Raw genomic sequence first — 16,631 nt, forward strand, 5'->3', positions numbered from 1 at the left:
CGAGCCAGATGACTCACTCCCTGGGCGAGAACTCAGCAACCAGGACGGCCTCGCCTGAGGGTCCCACGGCGGGCGGGGACGGCGTGCAGACGTCGTCCCCGGCCCCTGGGCCGCGGCGGAGCCGGCGGACCGACTGGCGCAAGACGCTCGAGATCACCGTGCTGTCCGGCCCGGCCATCGTCGTGTTCCTCGCGTTCGTCATCCTCCCCGTCTTCCTGGCGGCCTACTACGGCTTCTTCAAGTGGAAGGGCTACGGCCCGCCCACCGAGTTCGTCGGGCTCGACAACTACCTGACGATCTTCCAGGACTCGGCGTTCCACGACGCGCTCCTGCACAACGGCTACATCGTCGTGCTCTCGCTGATCCTGCAGGGGCCGGCCGCCGTGGCGCTGGCGCTCCTGCTGAACCAGCAGATCCGCGGGCGGTCGATCATCCGGGTCCTGATCTTCGTGCCGTACGTGATCTCCGAGGTCATCGTGGGCACCGGGTGGAGCCTGCTGCTGCAGAGCTCCGGTGCGGTGAACGACCTGCTGGAGAAGATGGGGCTCGGGTTCCTCGCCGTCGACTGGCTGTCCGATCCCAAGATCGCCCTCTGGTCCCTGATGATCATCATCAGCTGGAAGTACATCGGCTTCGCAGTGATCCTGTTCCTCGCGGGCCTCCAGAGCATCCCCGAGGAGCTCTCCGAGGCGGCGGCGATCGACGGCGCGTCGTACTGGCAGATCCAGCGGACGATCACGCTGCCGCTGCTCGGGCCGACGCTCCGCATCTGGGCGTTCCTGTCGATCATCGGCTCGCTCCAGCTGTTCGACCTCGTCTACATCATCTGGGGCCAGTACATCTCCGCGACCGCCGGCACCTCGACGATGGCGACCTACATGGTGCTGAACGGGCGCCTGGCCGGGAACTTCGGCTACGGCAACGCCGTCGCCGTCGTGCTGTTCCTGATCTCGCTGGTCATCGCGCTGGTCTACCAGCGGTACGTGCTGCGCCGGGACACCGAGGGTGCGCTCACGGAAGGGAAGAAGTGATGGCGACGCTGCTCCAAGCCCCCACCACGACCGGGCAGGCGCTCCGCCGGCAGCCCAAGGTCGCCTGGGGAAGCCCGATGACCTACGTCGTCGCGTTCCTGTTCGTCGGCGTCTGCATCGCCCCCGTGCTCTACATCATCCTGGGCGGGTTCCGGACGAACGCGCAGATCACCACGGACCCGTCGGGCCTGCCCGCCCCCTGGGTGGTCGAGAACTACGTCAGCGTGCTCGTGAGCGAGGTGTTCTGGCGGCAGGTCGCCAACTCGGCGGTGGCAGGCGTCCTCACCACCGTCGGTGTGGTGGCGCTCGGCCTCATGGTGAGCTTCGTGCTGGCGCGGTACGACTTCAAGCTCAACGCGGCCATGTACTCGCTGTTCGCGGCGGGCCTCATGTTCCCGATGACGGTCGCGATCACCCCGCTGTACATCCTGATCCGCGACCTGGGTCTCATGAACACCATGGGCGGCATCGTCCTGCCGCAGATCGCGTTCGCACTCCCCACCACGATCATCATCCTGGTGCCGTTCCTGCGTGCCATCCCGAAGGAGATCGAGGAAGCGGCCTCGATCGACGGTGCGAGCCGCATCGGGTTCTTCTTCCGGATGGTCGTGCCGCTGTCGCTGCCCGGCGTCGTCACGGTCGGCATCCTGGCGTTCGTCGCGTCGTGGAACTCGTACATGCTGCCGCTGTTCATCCTGAACGACGAGCTGTCGTACACGCTGCCGCTGGGCGTCCAGGCGTTCGCGTCGCAGTACTCGGTCGACACGGCGCGCGTGCTGGCCTTCACGTCGCTGTCGATGATCCCCGCGCTGATCTTCTTCTCGCTGTTCGAGCGGCGCATCGTCGGCGGCCTCACCGGAGCCGTGAAGGGCTGACCGGGCGCGGCCGCGCCGCGCCACCTCCGCACAGGTCGTACAAGCAGGTCGGACAAGCAGGTCGAGGAAGGAAATTCATGACGGAGCTGCCGGTGGCGCTTCGGGCGATGCCCGAGGTGTCGGATCGCGTGCGTGAGCTGCACGCCCAGATGACGCTCGAGGAGAAGCTCGCACAGCTGGTGGGGTACTGGCTGGACCAGGGCGGCAACGTCGTGGCCCCGATGCAGGGCGAGATGGCGGGCGGCCAGGGCACCACCGCGCTCCCGGACATCACCCGGCACGGGCTGGGGCACTACACCCGCGTGTACGGCACGCGGCCCGTGGACCCGGTCGAGCGTGCGGCCTGGCTCTGGGCCGAGCAGCGCAGGATCAAGCGCGAGACGCGCCTCGGCATCCCCGCGCTGGTCCACGAGGAGTGCCTCACGGGTCTGGCGGCCTGGAAGGCGGCGACCTTCCCGACACCGCTCGCCTGGGGCGCCTCGTTCGACCCGGAGCTCGTCGAGGAGATGGGCCGGCTCATCGGCGAGTCCATGCGGGAGCTGGGGATCCACCAGGGGCTGGCGCCCGTGCTCGACGTCGTCCGCGACCCCCGCTGGGGCCGGGTGGACGAGTGCATCGGCGAGGACCCGTACCTCGTCGGCACGGTCGGCACCTCGTACGTCCGTGGCATGCAGGGCGCGGGCGTGCACGCCACGCTCAAGCACTTCGTCGCCTACTCCGCCTCCAGGGCGGGGCGCAACCACGCACCGGTGAGCGCCGGCCCGCGCGAGATCGCCGACGTCTTCCTGCCGCCCTTCGAGATGGCCGTGGTCGACGGGAACGTGCGGTCCGTCATGGCGTCGTACAACGACGTCGACGGCGTGCCGATGCACTCCTCCGGCGAGTACCTCACCGGGCTGCTCCGCGAGAAGTGGGGGTTCGACGGCGTCGTGGTCGCCGACTACTTCGGCGTCGCCTTCCTCAGCGTGATGCACGCGATCGCCGCCGACCGGGGGGCCGCCGCGGCAGCCGCCCTGCAGGCCGGCGTCGACGTCGAGCTGCCCTCCGGTGACGCGTACCTCGAACCGCTGGCCACGCTCGTCAAGGACGGCGACGTGCCGATCGAGGTCGTGGACCGGGCCGTGCTGCGCGCGCTCAAGCAGAAGGAGGAGCTCGGCCTCCTCGAGCCGGACGCGTTCGAGGACGAGCCGCCCGCCGTGGTGGACGTGGACTCGCCCGCGCACCGCGACGTCGCCCGGCGCCTCGCCGAGGAGTCGGTGGTGCTGCTGGCGAACGACGGCGTGCTGCCGTTCGGGTCCTGGCACGACAAGCCGGCCCGCGTGGCCGTGATCGGGCCCAACGCGGACCGCCCCGAGGCCCTGATGGGCTGCTACTCGTTCGCCAACCACGTGCTGGCGCACCACCCCGGCGTCCCCGCCGGGTTCGAGATCCCGTCCCTGGCCGAGGCCCTGGCCGCCGAGCTCGACGGCCTTGGCGCACCCGAGCTGACGTTCGCGCGGGGCTGCGACGTCGAGGGCGACGACACCTCCGGGTTCGCGGAGGCCGTCGCCGCCGCCGAGGCCGCCGACGTGGCGGTCGTCGTGGTGGGCGACCAGGCCGGGCTGTTCGGCCGCGGCACCGTGGGCGAGGGCAACGACAGCGAGTCGCTCGACCTGCCCGGCGTGCAGCGTGAGCTCGTCGAGGCGGTGCTCGCCACCGGCAAGCCGGTCGTCATGGTGCTGCTCACCGGCCGCCCCTACGCGATCGGCTGGGCGCTCGACGGCGACGGGTCCGGCGGGCGCACGCCCGGCGCCGTCCTCCAGGCGTTCTTCCCGGGCGAGGAGGGCGGCACGGCGCTCGCGGGTGTGCTCTCGGGCCGCGTGAACCCGTCCGGCCGCCTGCCCGTGTCGCTGCCGCGGTCGGCCGGCGCACAGCCCTACTCGTACCTGCACCCGATCCTGGGCGGCGCGTCCGAGGTGACGTCGACCGACTCCACGCCGGTGCGCGCCTTCGGGTTCGGGCTGTCGTACACGACGTTCGAGCGCGAGCTCGTGTCCGTGGACCCGTCGGTCGAGGCGGGCGGCACGTTCCGCGCCGTCGTCGCGGTGACGAACGCGGGCGAGGTGGCCGGCTCCGACGTCGTGCAGCTCTACGGGCATGACGTGGTGAGCTCGGTGGCACGGCCCACGACGCAGCTGCTCGGCTACCACCGGGTGGACCTGGCGCCGGGGGAGTCGACGACCATCGTGTTCGACGTGCCCACCACGCGGTTCGCGTTCAGCGACCGCACGATGGTGCGGATCGTCGAGCCCGGGGACGTCGAGGTCTGGGTCGGCGCGCACGCGGCTGACAACGTTGTCAGGGTGGTGGCCGAGGGCATCGCCGACCTGAACGAGCCGAACGACTCCGCGCCCGTCCTGCCGCCGTCGGCCCGTCGCATCGTCACCATCACGGGCGACGTGCACGAGGTCACGACCTCGGACCGGCGGTGGGTCGACACCACCGTGGCGCCGTGACGGCTGTCAGCAACCCCGTCCTGCCGGGCTGCTACCCCGACCCGACGATCTGTCGGGTCGGGGCGGAGTACTACCTCGTCACCTCGACGTTCGAGTACTTTCCCGGTCTGCCGGTGTTCCGCAGCCGGGACCTGGTGCACTGGGAGCAGATCGGCCACGCGCTCGACCGTGCGGGGCAGCTCGACATGCAGGGGATCGCGTCGTCGGGCGGGCTGTACGCGCCGACGCTGCGGCATCGCGACGGGGTGTTCTGGCTGGTCTGCACCCTCGTGGACCAGCGCGACACCTCGCGGGGCGGCAACTTCGTGCTGACCGCGACCGACCCGGCGGGGCCGTGGTCCGACCCCGTGTGGCTGGACGAGGACGGCATCGACCCGTCGTTGTTCTTCGACGACGACGGCCGGGTCTGGCTGCACGGGACCCGCCTTGCCCGCGAACCCCAGTGGCACGACCAGACCGAGGTCTGGCTGCGCGAGCTCGACCCGGCCACGATGCGGCTGACCGGACCCGAGCACGTGCTCTGGCGGGGTGCGGTGCTGGGTGCCGTGTGGGCGGAGGGCCCGCACCTCTACCGGGTGGACGGGACGTACTACCTCCTCGCCGCCGAAGGGGGCACCGAGTTCCACCACGCGATCTCGGTGGCCCGTTCCTCGTCGGTGACCGGCCCGTACGTCGGCAACAAGGCCAACCCGGTGCTGACCCACCGGCACCTGGGGCGGGACGTGGACGTCGTCGGCGTCGGGCACGCCGATCTGGTCGAGGCGCCCGACGGGTCGTGGTGGGCCGTGCTGCTCGCCATGCGCCCGTACGGCGGCTACCACTACAACCTCGGCCGGGAGACGTTCCTCGTCCCCGTGACGTGGGAGGACGGCTGGCCGGTCTTCGCGCCGGGACAGGGCCGCGTTCCGGCGGTGGTGGAGGTGCCGGACGGCGTCCGGGCGGACGGCGTGGCTCCCGCAGGCCCGCCTGCCGCCTGGCCGCCCGCCGGACCCGTGCTGCCCGGCGACCTGCGGTGGACCGGCCTGCGCGGTCCCGCCGACTTCGCCGAGCCGCACGGCGACGGCTGGCTGTTGCGCGTGCTCCCGCCGAACCTGACGGATGCGGCCACGCCCGCCTTCCTGGGCGTGCGCCAGCAGCACCAGGACGTCACGGTGCGGACCGTGCTGCGGTTCGACCCGGCGGGGCCGGACGAGCACGCGGGTCTCGCGGTGCGGCAGTCCGAACGGGACCATGTGCTGCTGGTGGTGGCGGGCACGCCCGCCACCCGCGACCGCCGGGTGCTCGCGGTGCACCACCGGGCGGGCGTGGCCACCGCGCTCGGGGAGCGGCCGCTGCCCGCGGGCGACGGCCCCGTCACCCTGGCCGTGCAGGCGCGCGGGCAGGACTACGTGCTGCTCGCGGGGGTCGGGGACGAGTCGCCGACGCCGGTCGCGACCGCCGACGGGCGCACCCTCGACAGCGTCTCGGCAGGAGGCTTCCTGGGGGTGTGGCTGGGCCTTGTCGCGACGAGCAACGGCGCGCCGTCGGCCGGGGTCGTGACCGTGGAGCGGTTCGAGTACCTGCCGTCCGCCTGACGGCCCGGCGGTGGGAGGATGGGGCGGTGCGCATCGACGTCTGGCTGTGGGCGGTGCGGCTGACCAAGAGCCGGTCGGTCGCGGCGGAGCTGTGCCGGAGCGGCCGGGTCCGGATCAACGACAAGGTCGCCAAGCCGTCGGCGTCCGTCGCCGTGGGCGACCGGGTGACGTGGCGCGACCCGCTCCGGGACCGGGACATCGAGGTCGTCGAGCTGCTGCTCAAGCGGGTCGGGGCGCCCCTGGCCGTCAAGGCGTACCTCGACCACAGCCCCGCCCTGCCGACGCGGGTGGAGCGCGAGGCCGTCGGGCTGCGCGACCGTGGCACCGGCCGGCCCACCAAGCGGGAGCGCCGTGACATCGACCGGCTGCGCGGGCGGCGCTGAGAGCGCTTCCCCCGGCTGGGAGCCCGAGCGGGTGATTTCTGGGTATTTACGCGGTCTGCGGGCGGCCTGGCCGCTAGTGTGCGGCTGTCTTCCCTGCCGTGCCCGGCGGGGTCTCCGCCCGTGACGGGGCACCCCATCACCCTTTCGGAGCGGCCCTATGTCTCGTCGCACGTTAGTGACCCGCGCCGTCGCCTCCGCGGCGACCGTCGCGTTCCTCGCCTCCCCGGCCGCGGCCGTCGCGGCGCCCGACCCCGCCGCCGACGGCGGACCGACGTCCCGCCCGAGCGCGGCCCCGCAGGTGGCGCGCGCCGCCGTCGACCCGGCCGACAAGATCACCACCGCGGCCACGAAGGCGTTCCGCGCCGAGGAGGAGACCGACTTCTGGCTGCGGTTCGCCGGCGAGACCGACCTGTCGGCGGCCGGCGGCATCACGAGCTGGTCCGAGCGTGGTGACTACGTGTACGAAACCCTCAAGGCGGCCGCCGAGGCGTCCCAGGAGCAGGCGATCGCCGCCCTGGAGGAGTCCGGCACCGAGTACACCTCGTACTGGGCCACGAACGCGATCCTGGTCGAGGACGGCTCGCTCGCGCTGGCGACCGACCTCGCGGCGGACGCGCAGGTCCTGGAGGTGCGCCCGACCACGCGGCACGCGCTCGAGGAGCCCGAGACGACCGAGGGCGCCGTGCCGGACGCGGCGGCCACCTCGACGTACGGCATCAAGGCGATCAACGCCGACGACATGTGGGCCAAGGGCTTCACCGGCGACGGCATCGTCGTGGCGGGCCTGGACACCGGCGTGAGCCGCACCCACCCGGCGCTGTCCGCGCAGTACCGCGGCGCGACGTCGGGCAGCAACTACAACTGGTTCGACTCCACGGGCGCCGGCGCCACCAGCCCCCGGGACGACGACGGGCACGGCACGCACACCATGGGCACCATGGTCGGCACCGACGACGGCGCGATGAACATCGGCGTCGCCCCCGGGGCCGAGTGGATCGCGGCGAACGGCTGCGCCGACACCTGCGCGGACGCCACGCTCATCGCGTCCGGCCAGTGGCTCCTGGCGCCCACGCGCCTCGACGGCACCGGCGCCGACCCGGCGCGGCGCCCGCACGTCGTGAACAACTCGTGGGGCCTGTCCCTGTCGAGCGACCCGTTCATGGAGGACGTCATCGGCGCCTGGGAGGCGGCGGGCATCTTCAGCACCTGGTCGAACGGCAACGACGGCGAGCTGGGCTGCGAGTCCTCCGGCAGCCCGGGCTCGCGGCAGGCCTCGTACTCGGTCGGCGCGTTCACGCCGTCGGGCACCATCGCGCCCTACTCCTCGCGGGGTCCCGGACAGAGCGGGACCGTGAAGCCCGACATCGCCGCGCCCGGCAGCTCGGTCCGTTCGGCCGTCCCGGGCGGCGGGTACGAGCAGTGGTCCGGCACCTCCATGGCCGCCCCGCACGTCGCGGGCGCCGTCGCGCTCCTGTGGGACGCCGTGCCGGAGCTGGTGGGCAACGTGCCCGCCACCCGCGCGATCCTGGACGGGTCCGCCAAGGACGTGAACGACACCTCCTGCGGTGGGAACGTCGACGACAACAACGTGTGGGGCGAGGGCAAGCTCGACGTCCTCGCGGCGTACGAGGCCGCGCAGGGGCAGCAGTTCACCACCACGCCCGCGCCCGTGATCAACGCCATCGAGCCGTCCGTGGGCGGCGCGCTGGTCGTGGACCCGGACCCGGTCTGGGACCCGGTGGCCGACTTCACCTACCAGTGGCGTCGTGACGGCGCGATGATCTCCGGCGCGAACAAGTTCCTGTACCAGCCGCAGCCGGCGGACGCGGGTGCGCGCATCACCGTGACCGTCGTCGGCTCGGCCGACGGCTACCTCCCGACCGCGGTGACCAGCGAGCCCACCGAGCCGATCGGCATCGGTGACCTTGCCTCCAGCGCCCCGACGATCAGCCCGACCGCCAAGGTGGGCACCACGCTCTACGCGAAGTCGGGCGCCTGGACCTCGGGCACCACGTTCACCTACCAATGGTTCGCGAACGGCACGGCGATCTCCGGTGCCACCGGCTTCACCTTCGTGCCCACCAGCACGCACCGCGGCAAGCAGCTGACCGTCACGATCTCCGGCAAGAGGGCGGGCTACGCGCCCGAGTCGCGCACGAGCCCGGCCGTCACGGTGGGCTACGGCGCGTTCGTGATGGCCGCGCCGCGCATCTCCGGGATGTCCTACCCCGGCGCCACCGTGTCCGCGGTCGCCCCGCCGGCCACTCCCGCGCGGACCACCACCACGTACCAGTGGAAGGTCGACGGCAGGAACATCTCCGGCGCGACGAAGTCGACGTTCAAGATCCCGGCGTCGTACGACGGCCGCAAGCTCACGGTCACGGTGACCGGCAAGCGCCCCGGCATCTCGACGAAGTCCGTGACCTCGGCCCACTCCACGGTCGACGCGAAGTTCTCGGCGTCGCCCACGCCCACCATCTCGGGCAGCGCCCGGGTGGGCGCGAAGCTCACGGTCAAGACCGGTACCTGGAGGCCGGCGCCCGCGTTCACCTACCAGTGGCTCGCCGACAGCGTCCCGATCTCGGGCGCCACCAGCTCGTCGTACACCGTCAAGGGGCCGCAGCTCGGCAAGAAGATCTCGGTGGTCGTCACCGCCCGGAAGTTCGGGTACGCGACCGTCGTCCGGACGGGCGGGCCGACCGGCGCCGTCGCGAAGCCGGCCACGGCGATCCCCGCGAACGGCGGGTACCTCGTGGGCGGCAACAACGTCGCCGCGGGCACCTACGTGGCCCAGGCGGGCACGCGGCTCTGCGCGTGGCAGCGGGAGTCCCGCACCGAGGTCCTGGGCTGGGACTACGGGTTCGGGCAGCGGATCGCGACCGTGAAGTCGACCGACTACGGCTTCTGGTCCGACGAGTGCGGCGCGTGGAGCAAGTACTACTCGGGCATGGCGGCGCCGAAGACGCGCACGTTCAACAACGGCGTGTACGTGCTCGGCGACCAGCTCCAGCGCGGCACGTACGTGACCACCGGTCCGGCCAACGGGGAGGGGGGCGGTTGCTACTACGCGATCATGAAGGAGTTCACCGCCGACGCGAACCGTGACCAGCTCGTGGAGTACGCCTCGGTGACCGAGCCGACGACGGTCACGCTGCCGTCCACGGCCAAGGGGTTCGAGACGGGCAACTGCACCTGGCAGCGGGTGAGCTGACGTCGCTACCGTCAGGCCTGCAGGTCACCGAGGGGTGACCTGCAGGCCTGACCTGTCTGCCGAGTCATGTCCGCCGAGACCCGCCCGCCCCGACCCGCACGGAGACCTGGAGGCACGTTGGCCGACGAGTGGCGCCCCGGCATCCGGCGCGAGCTGCTGCCGGGCCGGTCCGAGGCCGAGCTCGCCGGGCTCTCGCTCGGCGCGGCGGTGGCCGGGATGACCGCCGCCGTGCTCGTCCTGGTCCTGCTGTTCCTCGACGCGCGGCTCTGGGTCTGGGCGCTCCTGCCCTCCGCGGTCGCCGTCGCCGGGATCGCCGCGGGCGGCCTGCTCGACCGGTCGGCGGCCCGACGGCAGGTGCGGGAGGCGCAGGCCGGGTACACGACGGTCGCGGCCGAGCAGACCGACCTGGAGTACGTCGAGCCCCGGACGGGCCTGCTCGTGCGGTACGCGGGCGAGCTGCTGACGAGCTATGAGCTCCGGGCCCGCCTCAGCAGGGTCCGGGCGGCGCGGTAGCGTCGCCCGCATGACGACCGCAGACCGCCTCGCCGCGCTCCTCGAGAAGCACCCCGTCTGGGACGGGCACAACGACCTCCCGTGGGAGCTGCGCGAGCAGTCGTCCTACGACCTCTCGGCGGTCGACATCGCCCAGCGCCTCACCACCACCCACACCGACCTGCCCCGCCTGCGCGACGGCGGCGTGGGCGCCCAGTTCTGGTCCGTGTACGTGCCCGCGCAGCTCCAGGGCGGCGCCGCCGTGACGGCCACGCTCGAGCAGGTCGACTGCGTGCACCGCCTGGTCGAGCGTTACCCGGACAGCCTGCGGCTCGCCCGCACCGCGGCCGACGTCGAGCAGGCCTGGAGCGACGGCCGCATCGCCAGCCTGATGGGCGCCGAGGGCGGCCACTCGATCGACGAGTCGCTGGGTGTGCTGCGCATGCTCCACGCGCTCGGCGTGCGCTACATGACGCTCACGCACAACGACAACGTGCCGTGGGCGGACTCCGCCACCGACGAAGAGGTGCTGGGCGGCCTCTCGCCGTTCGGCGAGGACGTCGTGCGCGAGATGAACCGCATCGGCATGCTGGTTGACCTCTCCCACACCTCCGCGGGCACCATGCGGCACGCGCTGCGTGTCACCTCGGCCCCGGTGATCTTCAGCCACTCCAGCGCCCGCGCCGTCTGCGACGTCCCCCGCAACGTGCCCGACGACGTGCTCGGCACCCTCGCCGCCAACGGCGGCGTGTGCATGGTGACGTTCGTGCCGCAGTTCGTGTCGCCGGCCGTGGCGGAGTGGCGGGCCGAGGGCGCCCGGGCCGCCGCGGAGGAGGGCATCGCGAACACGGACCTCGGCGCGTTCGAGCCGTTCATGGCGAGGTGGCGCGGCGAGCACCCGCAGCCGCGCAGCACCCTGTCCGACGTCGTCGCGCACGTCGAGCACGTCCGCGAGGTCGCCGGCGTCGACCACGTGGGCCTCGGCGGCGACTACGACGGCACGCCCCACCTGCCCGAGGGCCTGGAGGACGTCACGGGCTACCCGCGCCTGCTCGCCGCCCTGGCGGACAACGGCTGGTCCGACGCCGACCTCGGCAAGCTGACCAGCGGCAACACGCTGCGGGTGCTGCGTGACGCGGAGTCGGTGGCGGCCCGGACCGCACAGGGGTGACTCAGCTCGGGAGCTGGACCACCTTGCGCTGGAAGCCGAGGGCCACCTTCTGCAGCGACTCCAGCGGCTCCTGCTCGTTGTGGTAGCTGATCTGCCGCAGCATCGACCCGGACGACGCGAGCAGCGCGACGATCACGTCGCGTGCGTCCTCGCGCGTCTCGAGCGCCTCCTGCAGCAGGTCCTGGACGTGAGGTGATCTGAGGCCGTCTTCTTCGGGATCGAGCAGCGCTGTCAGGAGCGCGATCGACAACGAGCTCCCGTGGATGCTTGCCATGGTGGTCTCCCCCGGTCGGGGCCCGGAGTCCCGGGCATCAGGCACCCGCGGGCTGGCCCGCGGGGTACTCGTCCGATGCCCCACCCCCTGTGGCCTCGGCCGTGCACCCTTGTGTACCGCAGGTCGGAGCGTCGCGCCTGTTGACAGGGGCGAAAAGATGCTGGACGGCGGGATCTCGCGAGGGTTCGGCCGGCCGGATCAACCGTGCAGGATGAGCTGGAACACGACGTGGTCCTGCCACTCGCCGGCGATCTTGAGGTAGCTGGGCGCGAACCCGATGCGCTCGAAACCGACCTGCGTCAGCACCGCCTGCGACGCCGTGTTGTGCGGCAGCGTGGCCGCCTGGAGCCGGTGCAGGCCGAGCTCGTCCCGGGCATGGGCCGCCATCGCCTCGACGGCCCGGGTCATCAGGCCGCGCCCCGTGAACCCGGCGTCCAGCCAGTAGCCGAGGTGCCCGTTCTCGAAGGCCCCGTGGACGACGTCGGTGAGGTTCAGCCGGCCCACGATGAGGCCGTCGGACTCGAGCACCGTGTACAGCGCGCGGCCGGTCGAGTTCTCCAGGACCTGCGTCCACAGGCGTTCCCGGTGCCAGTCGGCGGTGTAGAACTCCTCGGGTCGCTCGGGCTCCCACGGGGCGAGGTGCGCGCGGTTGCGGACGTAGGCGTCGGCGAGCGCGACGGCGTCGTCCTTGCTGAGCTCGCGCAGCGCGACGTCGGCCGTCAGTGCGGCATGGAAGGACATGCTGCTCACGATAATCCCGCCGGGAACTTTTCAGCCCCGTTCGTAGTTGAGTGAAGTGGACTCAACTTTGCGAGGGTCAGCTTGCTTCCTCGCGAGCACCGGCTTAAGTTGAGTGCAGCAGACTCAATCTGTCGGAGGAAGGCAGCAGACATGGCACGCGCAGTAGGTATCGACCTCGGCACGACGAACTCGGTGGTGGCGGTCCTCGAGGGTGGGGAGCCCACCGTCATCGCCAACGCGGAGGGCTCGCGGACCACCCCCTCGGTGGTCGCGTTCTCCAAGACCGGCGAGGTCCTCGTGGGTGAGGTCGCCAAGCGACAGGCGGTCACCAACGTGGACCGCACCATCTCCTCGGTCAAGCGCCACATGGGCACCGACTGGACCGTGGACATCGACGACAAGAAGTACACCGCGCAGGAGATCTCGGCTCGGATCCTCGGCAAGCTCAAGCGCGACGCCGAGGAGTACCTGGGCGAGCCCGTCACGGAGGCCGTGATCACGGTCCCGGCGTACTTCAACGACGCCGAGCGTCAGGCGACCAAGGACGCCGGCCAGATCGCCGGCCTGGACGTCAAGCGCATCGTCAACGAGCCCACCGCGGCCGCGCTCGCCTACGGCCTGGAGAAGGGCAAGGAGGACGAGCTCATCCTGGTCTTCGACCTCGGTGGCGGCACGTTCGACGTCTCCCTGCTCGAGGTGGGCAAGGACGAGGACGACTTCTCGACCATCCAGGTGCGGGCCACCTCCGGTGACAACCGCCTCGGTGGTGACGACTGGGACCAGCGCGTCGTGGAGCACCTCATCAAGCAGGTGAAGAACTCCTCGGGTGTCGACCTGTCGAAGGACAAGATCGCCCTGCAACGCCTCCGTGAGGCCGCCGAGCAGGCCAAGAAGGAGCTCTCGTCCGCGACGAGCACCAACATCTCGATGCAGTACCTCTCGATGAGCGAGAACGGCCCCATCCACCTGGACGAGAAGCTCACGCGGGCCCAGTTCCAGCAGATGACGCAGGACCTCATCGACCGCACCAAGGCGCCGTTCCACGCCGTCATCCGCGACGCCGGCATCTCCGTCTCCGACATCGACCACGTGGTGCTCGTGGGTGGTTCCACCCGCATGCCCGCCGTGACCGAGGTCGTCAAGGAGCTCACCGGTGGCCGCGAGCCCAACAAGGGCGTGAACCCGGACGAGGTCGTCGCCGTCGGCGCCGTGCTGCAGGCCGGTGTCATCTCCGGCGACCGCAAGGACGTCCTGCTGATCGACGTCACCCCGCTGTCCCTCGGTATCGAGACCAAGGGTGGCGTGATGACCAAGCTCATCGAGCGCAACACCGCGATCCCGACCAAGCGCAGCGAGGTCTTCTCCACGGCGGACGACAACCAGCCGTCCGTGGCGATCCAGGTGTTCCAGGGCGAGCGCGAGTTCACCCGCGACAACAAGCCGCTGGGCGTCTTCGAGCTCACCGGCATCGCGCCGGCCCCGCGCGGCGTGCCGCAGATCGAGGTCACCTTCGACATCGACGCGAACGGCATCGTGCACGTGTCCGCCAAGGACCGCGGCACGGGCATGGAGCAGTCGATGAAGATCACGGGCGGTTCCGCGCTTCCCAAGGACGACATCGACCGCATGGTCAAGGACGCCGAGCTGCACGCCGAGGAGGACAAGAAGCGGCGCGAGGAGGCGGACACCCGCAACCAGGCCGAGGCCTTCGCGTACTCCATGGAGAAGCAGATCGCGGACAACCGCGACAAGCTCCCGGCCGAGGTCGTCACCGAGGTCGAGGCGGACATCGCCGCCGTGAAGTCCGCGCTCGAGGGTGAGGACCCCGCCGCCGTGAAGAGCTCGTACGAGAAGCTCGGCGCGTCGTCGCAGAAGATCGGCGAGGCGCTGTACGCGGCCGAGCAGCCCGCGGCACAGGGCGCCGAGGGCGCCCCGCAGGCGGCGAACGCCCAGTCCGCCAAGGACGAGGACGTCGTGGACGCCGAGATCGTGGACGACGAGGACGAGCGCAAGTGACGGACGAGCACCAGCAGGGACCCCCCGAGCCCGAGGGCTCGGGGGAGCACCCCTTCCAGTTCACGGACAAGCGCAAGGTGAACGCCTCCGGCGACCAGGCGCGCCCGGCGGAGCCCGCTCCGGCGGACGACGCCGCCGCGGCGGACGACTCCGCCGCGACCCCCGCCCAGGGGGACGCGGCGGGCGACCCGCTGGCGGGGCTCGACTTCGAGCCCTCCGGTGACGCCGCCGAGGCGTCCGAGGTCCTCAAGGCCAAGGCCGAGGCCGCGGAGCACCTGGACGCGCTCCAGCGCGAGCGGGCCAGCTTCACGAACTACCGCAACCGGGCGCTGCGCGACCAGGAGGCCGCGCGTGACCGGGGCGTGCAGGACGTGCTGGCGGCCCTGCTGCCCGTGCTCGACGACGTCGAGCGCGCGAAGCAGCACGGCGAGCTGAGCGGTCCCATGGCGGCGATCGCGGAGAAGCTCGACCAGAGCCTCCAGAAGTTCGGCGTCGAGCGGTTCGGCAAGGTGGGGGAGGAGTTCGACCCCACCCTGCACGAGGCGCTCATGCACTCGACCGACGCGGACGCGACGGCCGCCACGGTGAACCTCGTGGTGGAGCCCGGGTACAAGATCGGCGACAAGGTGGTCCGGGCGGCGCGCGTGGGCGTCGTCGGGCCGGAGTAGTCCCGGTTCCCGGTGGCCGGGCCCGACCCTGAGAGGGTGGGCCCGGCTTCCGGGGCCACAGTGCGGAAGGAGGTGCCATGACCGGTCAGGACTGGATGGAGAAGGACTTCTACGCCGTGCTGGGCGTGCCCAAGGACGCCGACGACGCGGCCGTCAAGAAGGCCTACCGCAAGCTCGCGCGTCAGTACCACCCCGACCAGAACCAGGGGAACGCGGCGGCGGAGTCCAAGTTCAAGGAGATCGGCGAGGCCTACGCGGTGCTCTCCGACCCGGAGCAGCGCCGCCAGTACGACGCCGTGCGTGCCATGGCGGGCGGCGCCCGCTTCTCGGCGGGCGCCGGTGGTGCCGGGGCCGGCGGGTTCGAGGACATCATGGGCGCCATGTTCGGCGGCGCCCAGGGCGCGGGCCGGGGCGGGCCGCGCGTCCGCTACCCCCAGGGCGGGAACGGCGGCTTCGAGGACATCCTCGGCTCCATGTTCGGCGCCGGCGCAGGCCGGACGGCCTACGGCGCGGGAACCACCGGATACACGACCCCGACCCCGGGTGCGGACGTCGCCGCCCAGGTCACGCTGCCGTTCCGGGCGGCCGTGGAGGGCACGACGGCGGAGCTCGAGGTCAACGGCCGCACCTTCACGGCCCGGATCCCCGCGGGGATCAACGACGGCAAGAAGATCCGGCTGCGGGGCAAGGGCCGGCCCGGGGTGGCCGGCGGTCCGGCGGGTGACCTCGTCGTGACCGTGCACGTCACGCCGCACCCGGTCTGGACGCTGGACGGCACGGACCTGCGCATGACCGTGCCCGTCACGTTCGCGGAGGCGGCGCTCGGCACCACGCTGGAGGTGCCCACCCTGGACGGCGCCACGGTGCGGCTCAAGGTGCCCGCGGGCACGCCGTCGGGCCGGGTGCTGCGCGTCAAGGGGCGTGGCGTACAGACGGCGAAGGCGACCGGCGACCTGCTCTTCACCGTGCAGGTGGCCGTGCCGCAGAAGCTCAGCAGGAAGGCCCGGCAGGCGCTCGAGGCGTTCGCCGCCGAGAGCGACGGCGAGGACGTGCGCGCCGGGCTGGCCGCGCGGGCGGCGGAGTGAGGACCGGTGCGGTGGGGTGGCTGCCCTGCCGCACCGGGTTCGGCTAACCTGCCCGCACCAACAGTGCAGAACAGACTTCGGAGGTGAGCATGGTCGACGACGACACACCCGTGCTCACCGTGTCCAAGGCCGCCGAGCTCGCGGGGATGCACCCGCAGACGCTGCGGCAGTACGACCGCCTCGGCCTGGTGGTGCCCCGCCGCACGCGCGGCCGCGGGCGCCGGTACTCGCGCCGCGACGTGGCCCGTCTGTTGCAGGTGCAGCGGCTCGCCCAGGGCGAGGGCATCAACCTCGCCGGGATCAAGCGCATCCTCGACCTGGAGGCGCACGTCTCCGTGCTGGAGGAGCGCCTCGGCGACCTGCTGATGCGGGTCCAGGAGGAGGGGCGCGTGTTCGCCGCGGGACCGGCGGCGGGCGACGTCGTGGTGGTCCAGCGCGGTCAGCGCGTCCGCAGCGCCGCGGTGCGCGTGGACCTGGAGCACCGCGCCGTCGGCGGAGGGGCCGTGGTGCTCTGGCGCCCGGCTCCGCGGCGCGAGGAGTGACCGCGTCCTCGACGCGCGGCTGATTTCAGCAATGGCATTCTTTCGTTAACCAAGAATGCGCGCCCGGGTATAG

At 71.9% G+C, this 16,631-nt stretch carries 14 protein-coding genes; 12 read left to right on the forward strand and 2 right to left on the reverse strand.

Annotation, left to right across the window (positions count from 1 at the left end; translation table 11 throughout):
• The first annotated feature begins 8 nt into the window (after positions 1–8).
• The 8 genes from ACH45N_RS21270 (at position 9) to ACH45N_RS21305 (ending at position 11,232) form a co-directional block, all read left to right on the forward strand.
• A complete protein-coding gene (locus tag ACH45N_RS21270) occupies positions 9–1,031 on the forward strand; it encodes a carbohydrate ABC transporter permease (RefSeq protein ID WP_397397603.1) in 1,023 nt (340 codons plus the stop codon).
• Positions 1,031–1,906, forward strand: coding sequence for a carbohydrate ABC transporter permease (locus ACH45N_RS21275; protein WP_397397605.1), 876 nt, complete (start codon positions 1,031–1,033; stop codon positions 1,904–1,906). The genes ACH45N_RS21270 and ACH45N_RS21275 overlap by 1 nt, the downstream gene beginning before the upstream one ends.
• Before the next feature lie 77 nt (positions 1,907–1,983).
• Positions 1,984–4,401 (forward strand): beta-glucosidase, encoded by a 2,418-nt coding sequence (locus ACH45N_RS21280; RefSeq protein ID WP_397397607.1) that lies wholly within the window; start codon positions 1,984–1,986, stop codon positions 4,399–4,401.
• Positions 4,398–5,975, forward strand: a complete 1,578-nt coding sequence (locus tag ACH45N_RS21285; protein ID WP_397397609.1) for a glycoside hydrolase family 43 protein — start codon at positions 4,398–4,400, stop codon at positions 5,973–5,975. The genes ACH45N_RS21280 and ACH45N_RS21285 overlap by 4 nt, the downstream gene beginning before the upstream one ends.
• A gap of 26 nt (positions 5,976–6,001) precedes the next feature.
• Positions 6,002–6,358 (forward strand): RNA-binding S4 domain-containing protein, encoded by a 357-nt coding sequence (locus tag ACH45N_RS21290; RefSeq protein WP_285107820.1) that lies wholly within the window; start codon positions 6,002–6,004, stop codon positions 6,356–6,358.
• 157 nt (positions 6,359–6,515) lie between these two features.
• Positions 6,516–9,569, forward strand: a complete 3,054-nt coding sequence (locus ACH45N_RS21295; protein WP_397397612.1) for a S8 family serine peptidase — start codon at positions 6,516–6,518, stop codon at positions 9,567–9,569.
• Between the two features lie 117 nt (positions 9,570–9,686).
• Positions 9,687–10,082, forward strand: coding sequence for a hypothetical protein (locus ACH45N_RS21300; protein WP_397397614.1), 396 nt, complete (start codon positions 9,687–9,689; stop codon positions 10,080–10,082).
• Positions 10,083–10,092: 10 nt separating this feature from the next.
• The gene (locus tag ACH45N_RS21305; protein ID WP_397397615.1) at positions 10,093–11,232 is read left to right on the forward strand and encodes a dipeptidase; all 1,140 of its coding nucleotides are present in this window, start codon (positions 10,093–10,095) and stop codon (positions 11,230–11,232) included.
• Position 11,233: 1 nt separating this feature from the next.
• Here ACH45N_RS21305 and ACH45N_RS21310 read toward each other — a convergent pair whose 3' ends face one another.
• Both ACH45N_RS21310 and ACH45N_RS21315 read right to left on the reverse strand, forming a co-directional pair.
• Entirely contained in the window at positions 11,234–11,506 is a 273-nt protein-coding gene (locus tag ACH45N_RS21310) for a hypothetical protein (protein WP_026366117.1), read from the reverse strand.
• Between the two features lie 198 nt (positions 11,507–11,704).
• On the reverse strand, positions 11,705–12,247 hold the full coding sequence (locus ACH45N_RS21315; RefSeq protein ID WP_397397618.1) for a GNAT family N-acetyltransferase: 543 nt from the start codon (positions 12,245–12,247) through the stop codon (positions 11,705–11,707).
• A 150-nt stretch (positions 12,248–12,397) separates the two neighbouring features.
• Here ACH45N_RS21315 and dnaK point away from each other — a divergent pair, with 150 nt between their 5' ends.
• The 4 genes from dnaK (at position 12,398) to ACH45N_RS21335 (ending at position 16,558) form a co-directional block, all read left to right on the forward strand.
• A complete protein-coding gene (gene dnaK / locus ACH45N_RS21320) occupies positions 12,398–14,263 on the forward strand; it encodes a molecular chaperone DnaK (protein WP_397397620.1) in 1,866 nt (621 codons plus the stop codon).
• Positions 14,260–14,931, forward strand: coding sequence for a nucleotide exchange factor GrpE (gene grpE, locus ACH45N_RS21325; RefSeq protein WP_397397622.1), 672 nt, complete (start codon positions 14,260–14,262; stop codon positions 14,929–14,931). Before dnaK ends, grpE begins: the two co-directional genes overlap by 4 nt.
• 77 nt (positions 14,932–15,008) lie before the next feature.
• Positions 15,009–16,016, forward strand: coding sequence for a DnaJ C-terminal domain-containing protein (locus ACH45N_RS21330; protein WP_397397624.1), 1,008 nt, complete (start codon positions 15,009–15,011; stop codon positions 16,014–16,016).
• An 89-nt stretch (positions 16,017–16,105) separates the two neighbouring features.
• Positions 16,106–16,558 (forward strand): heat shock protein transcriptional repressor HspR, encoded by a 453-nt coding sequence (locus ACH45N_RS21335; protein WP_397398620.1) that lies wholly within the window; start codon positions 16,106–16,108, stop codon positions 16,556–16,558.
• The last annotated feature ends 73 nt before the right edge of the window (positions 16,559–16,631 follow it).

The sequence above is a fragment of the Promicromonospora sp. NPDC019610 genome (assembly GCF_044389365.1).
Classification (GTDB): Bacteria; Actinomycetota; Actinomycetes; order Actinomycetales; family Cellulomonadaceae; genus Promicromonospora.

Bases quoted from the DNA above. Each gene is read 5' to 3' on its own strand.
- ACH45N_RS21270 (WP_397397603.1), top strand. From the start codon at position 9: ATGACTCACTCCCTGGGCGAGAACTCAGCAACCAGGACGGCCTCGCCT.
- ACH45N_RS21275 (WP_397397605.1), top strand. From the start codon at position 1,031: ATGGCGACGCTGCTCCAAGCCCCCACCACGACCGGGCAGGCGCTCCGC.
- ACH45N_RS21280 (WP_397397607.1), top strand. From the start codon at position 1,984: ATGACGGAGCTGCCGGTGGCGCTTCGGGCGATGCCCGAGGTGTCGGAT.
- ACH45N_RS21295 (WP_397397612.1), top strand. From the start codon at position 6,516: ATGTCTCGTCGCACGTTAGTGACCCGCGCCGTCGCCTCCGCGGCGACC.
- ACH45N_RS21305 (WP_397397615.1), top strand. From the start codon at position 10,093: ATGACGACCGCAGACCGCCTCGCCGCGCTCCTCGAGAAGCACCCCGTC.
- ACH45N_RS21310 (WP_026366117.1), bottom strand. From the start codon at position 11,506: ATGGCAAGCATCCACGGGAGCTCGTTGTCGATCGCGCTCCTGACAGCG.
- ACH45N_RS21315 (WP_397397618.1), bottom strand. From the start codon at position 12,247: ATGTCCTTCCATGCCGCACTGACGGCCGACGTCGCGCTGCGCGAGCTC.
- dnaK (WP_397397620.1), top strand. From the start codon at position 12,398: ATGGCACGCGCAGTAGGTATCGACCTCGGCACGACGAACTCGGTGGTG.
- ACH45N_RS21330 (WP_397397624.1), top strand. From the start codon at position 15,009: ATGACCGGTCAGGACTGGATGGAGAAGGACTTCTACGCCGTGCTGGGC.
- ACH45N_RS21335 (WP_397398620.1), top strand. From the start codon at position 16,106: ATGGTCGACGACGACACACCCGTGCTCACCGTGTCCAAGGCCGCCGAG.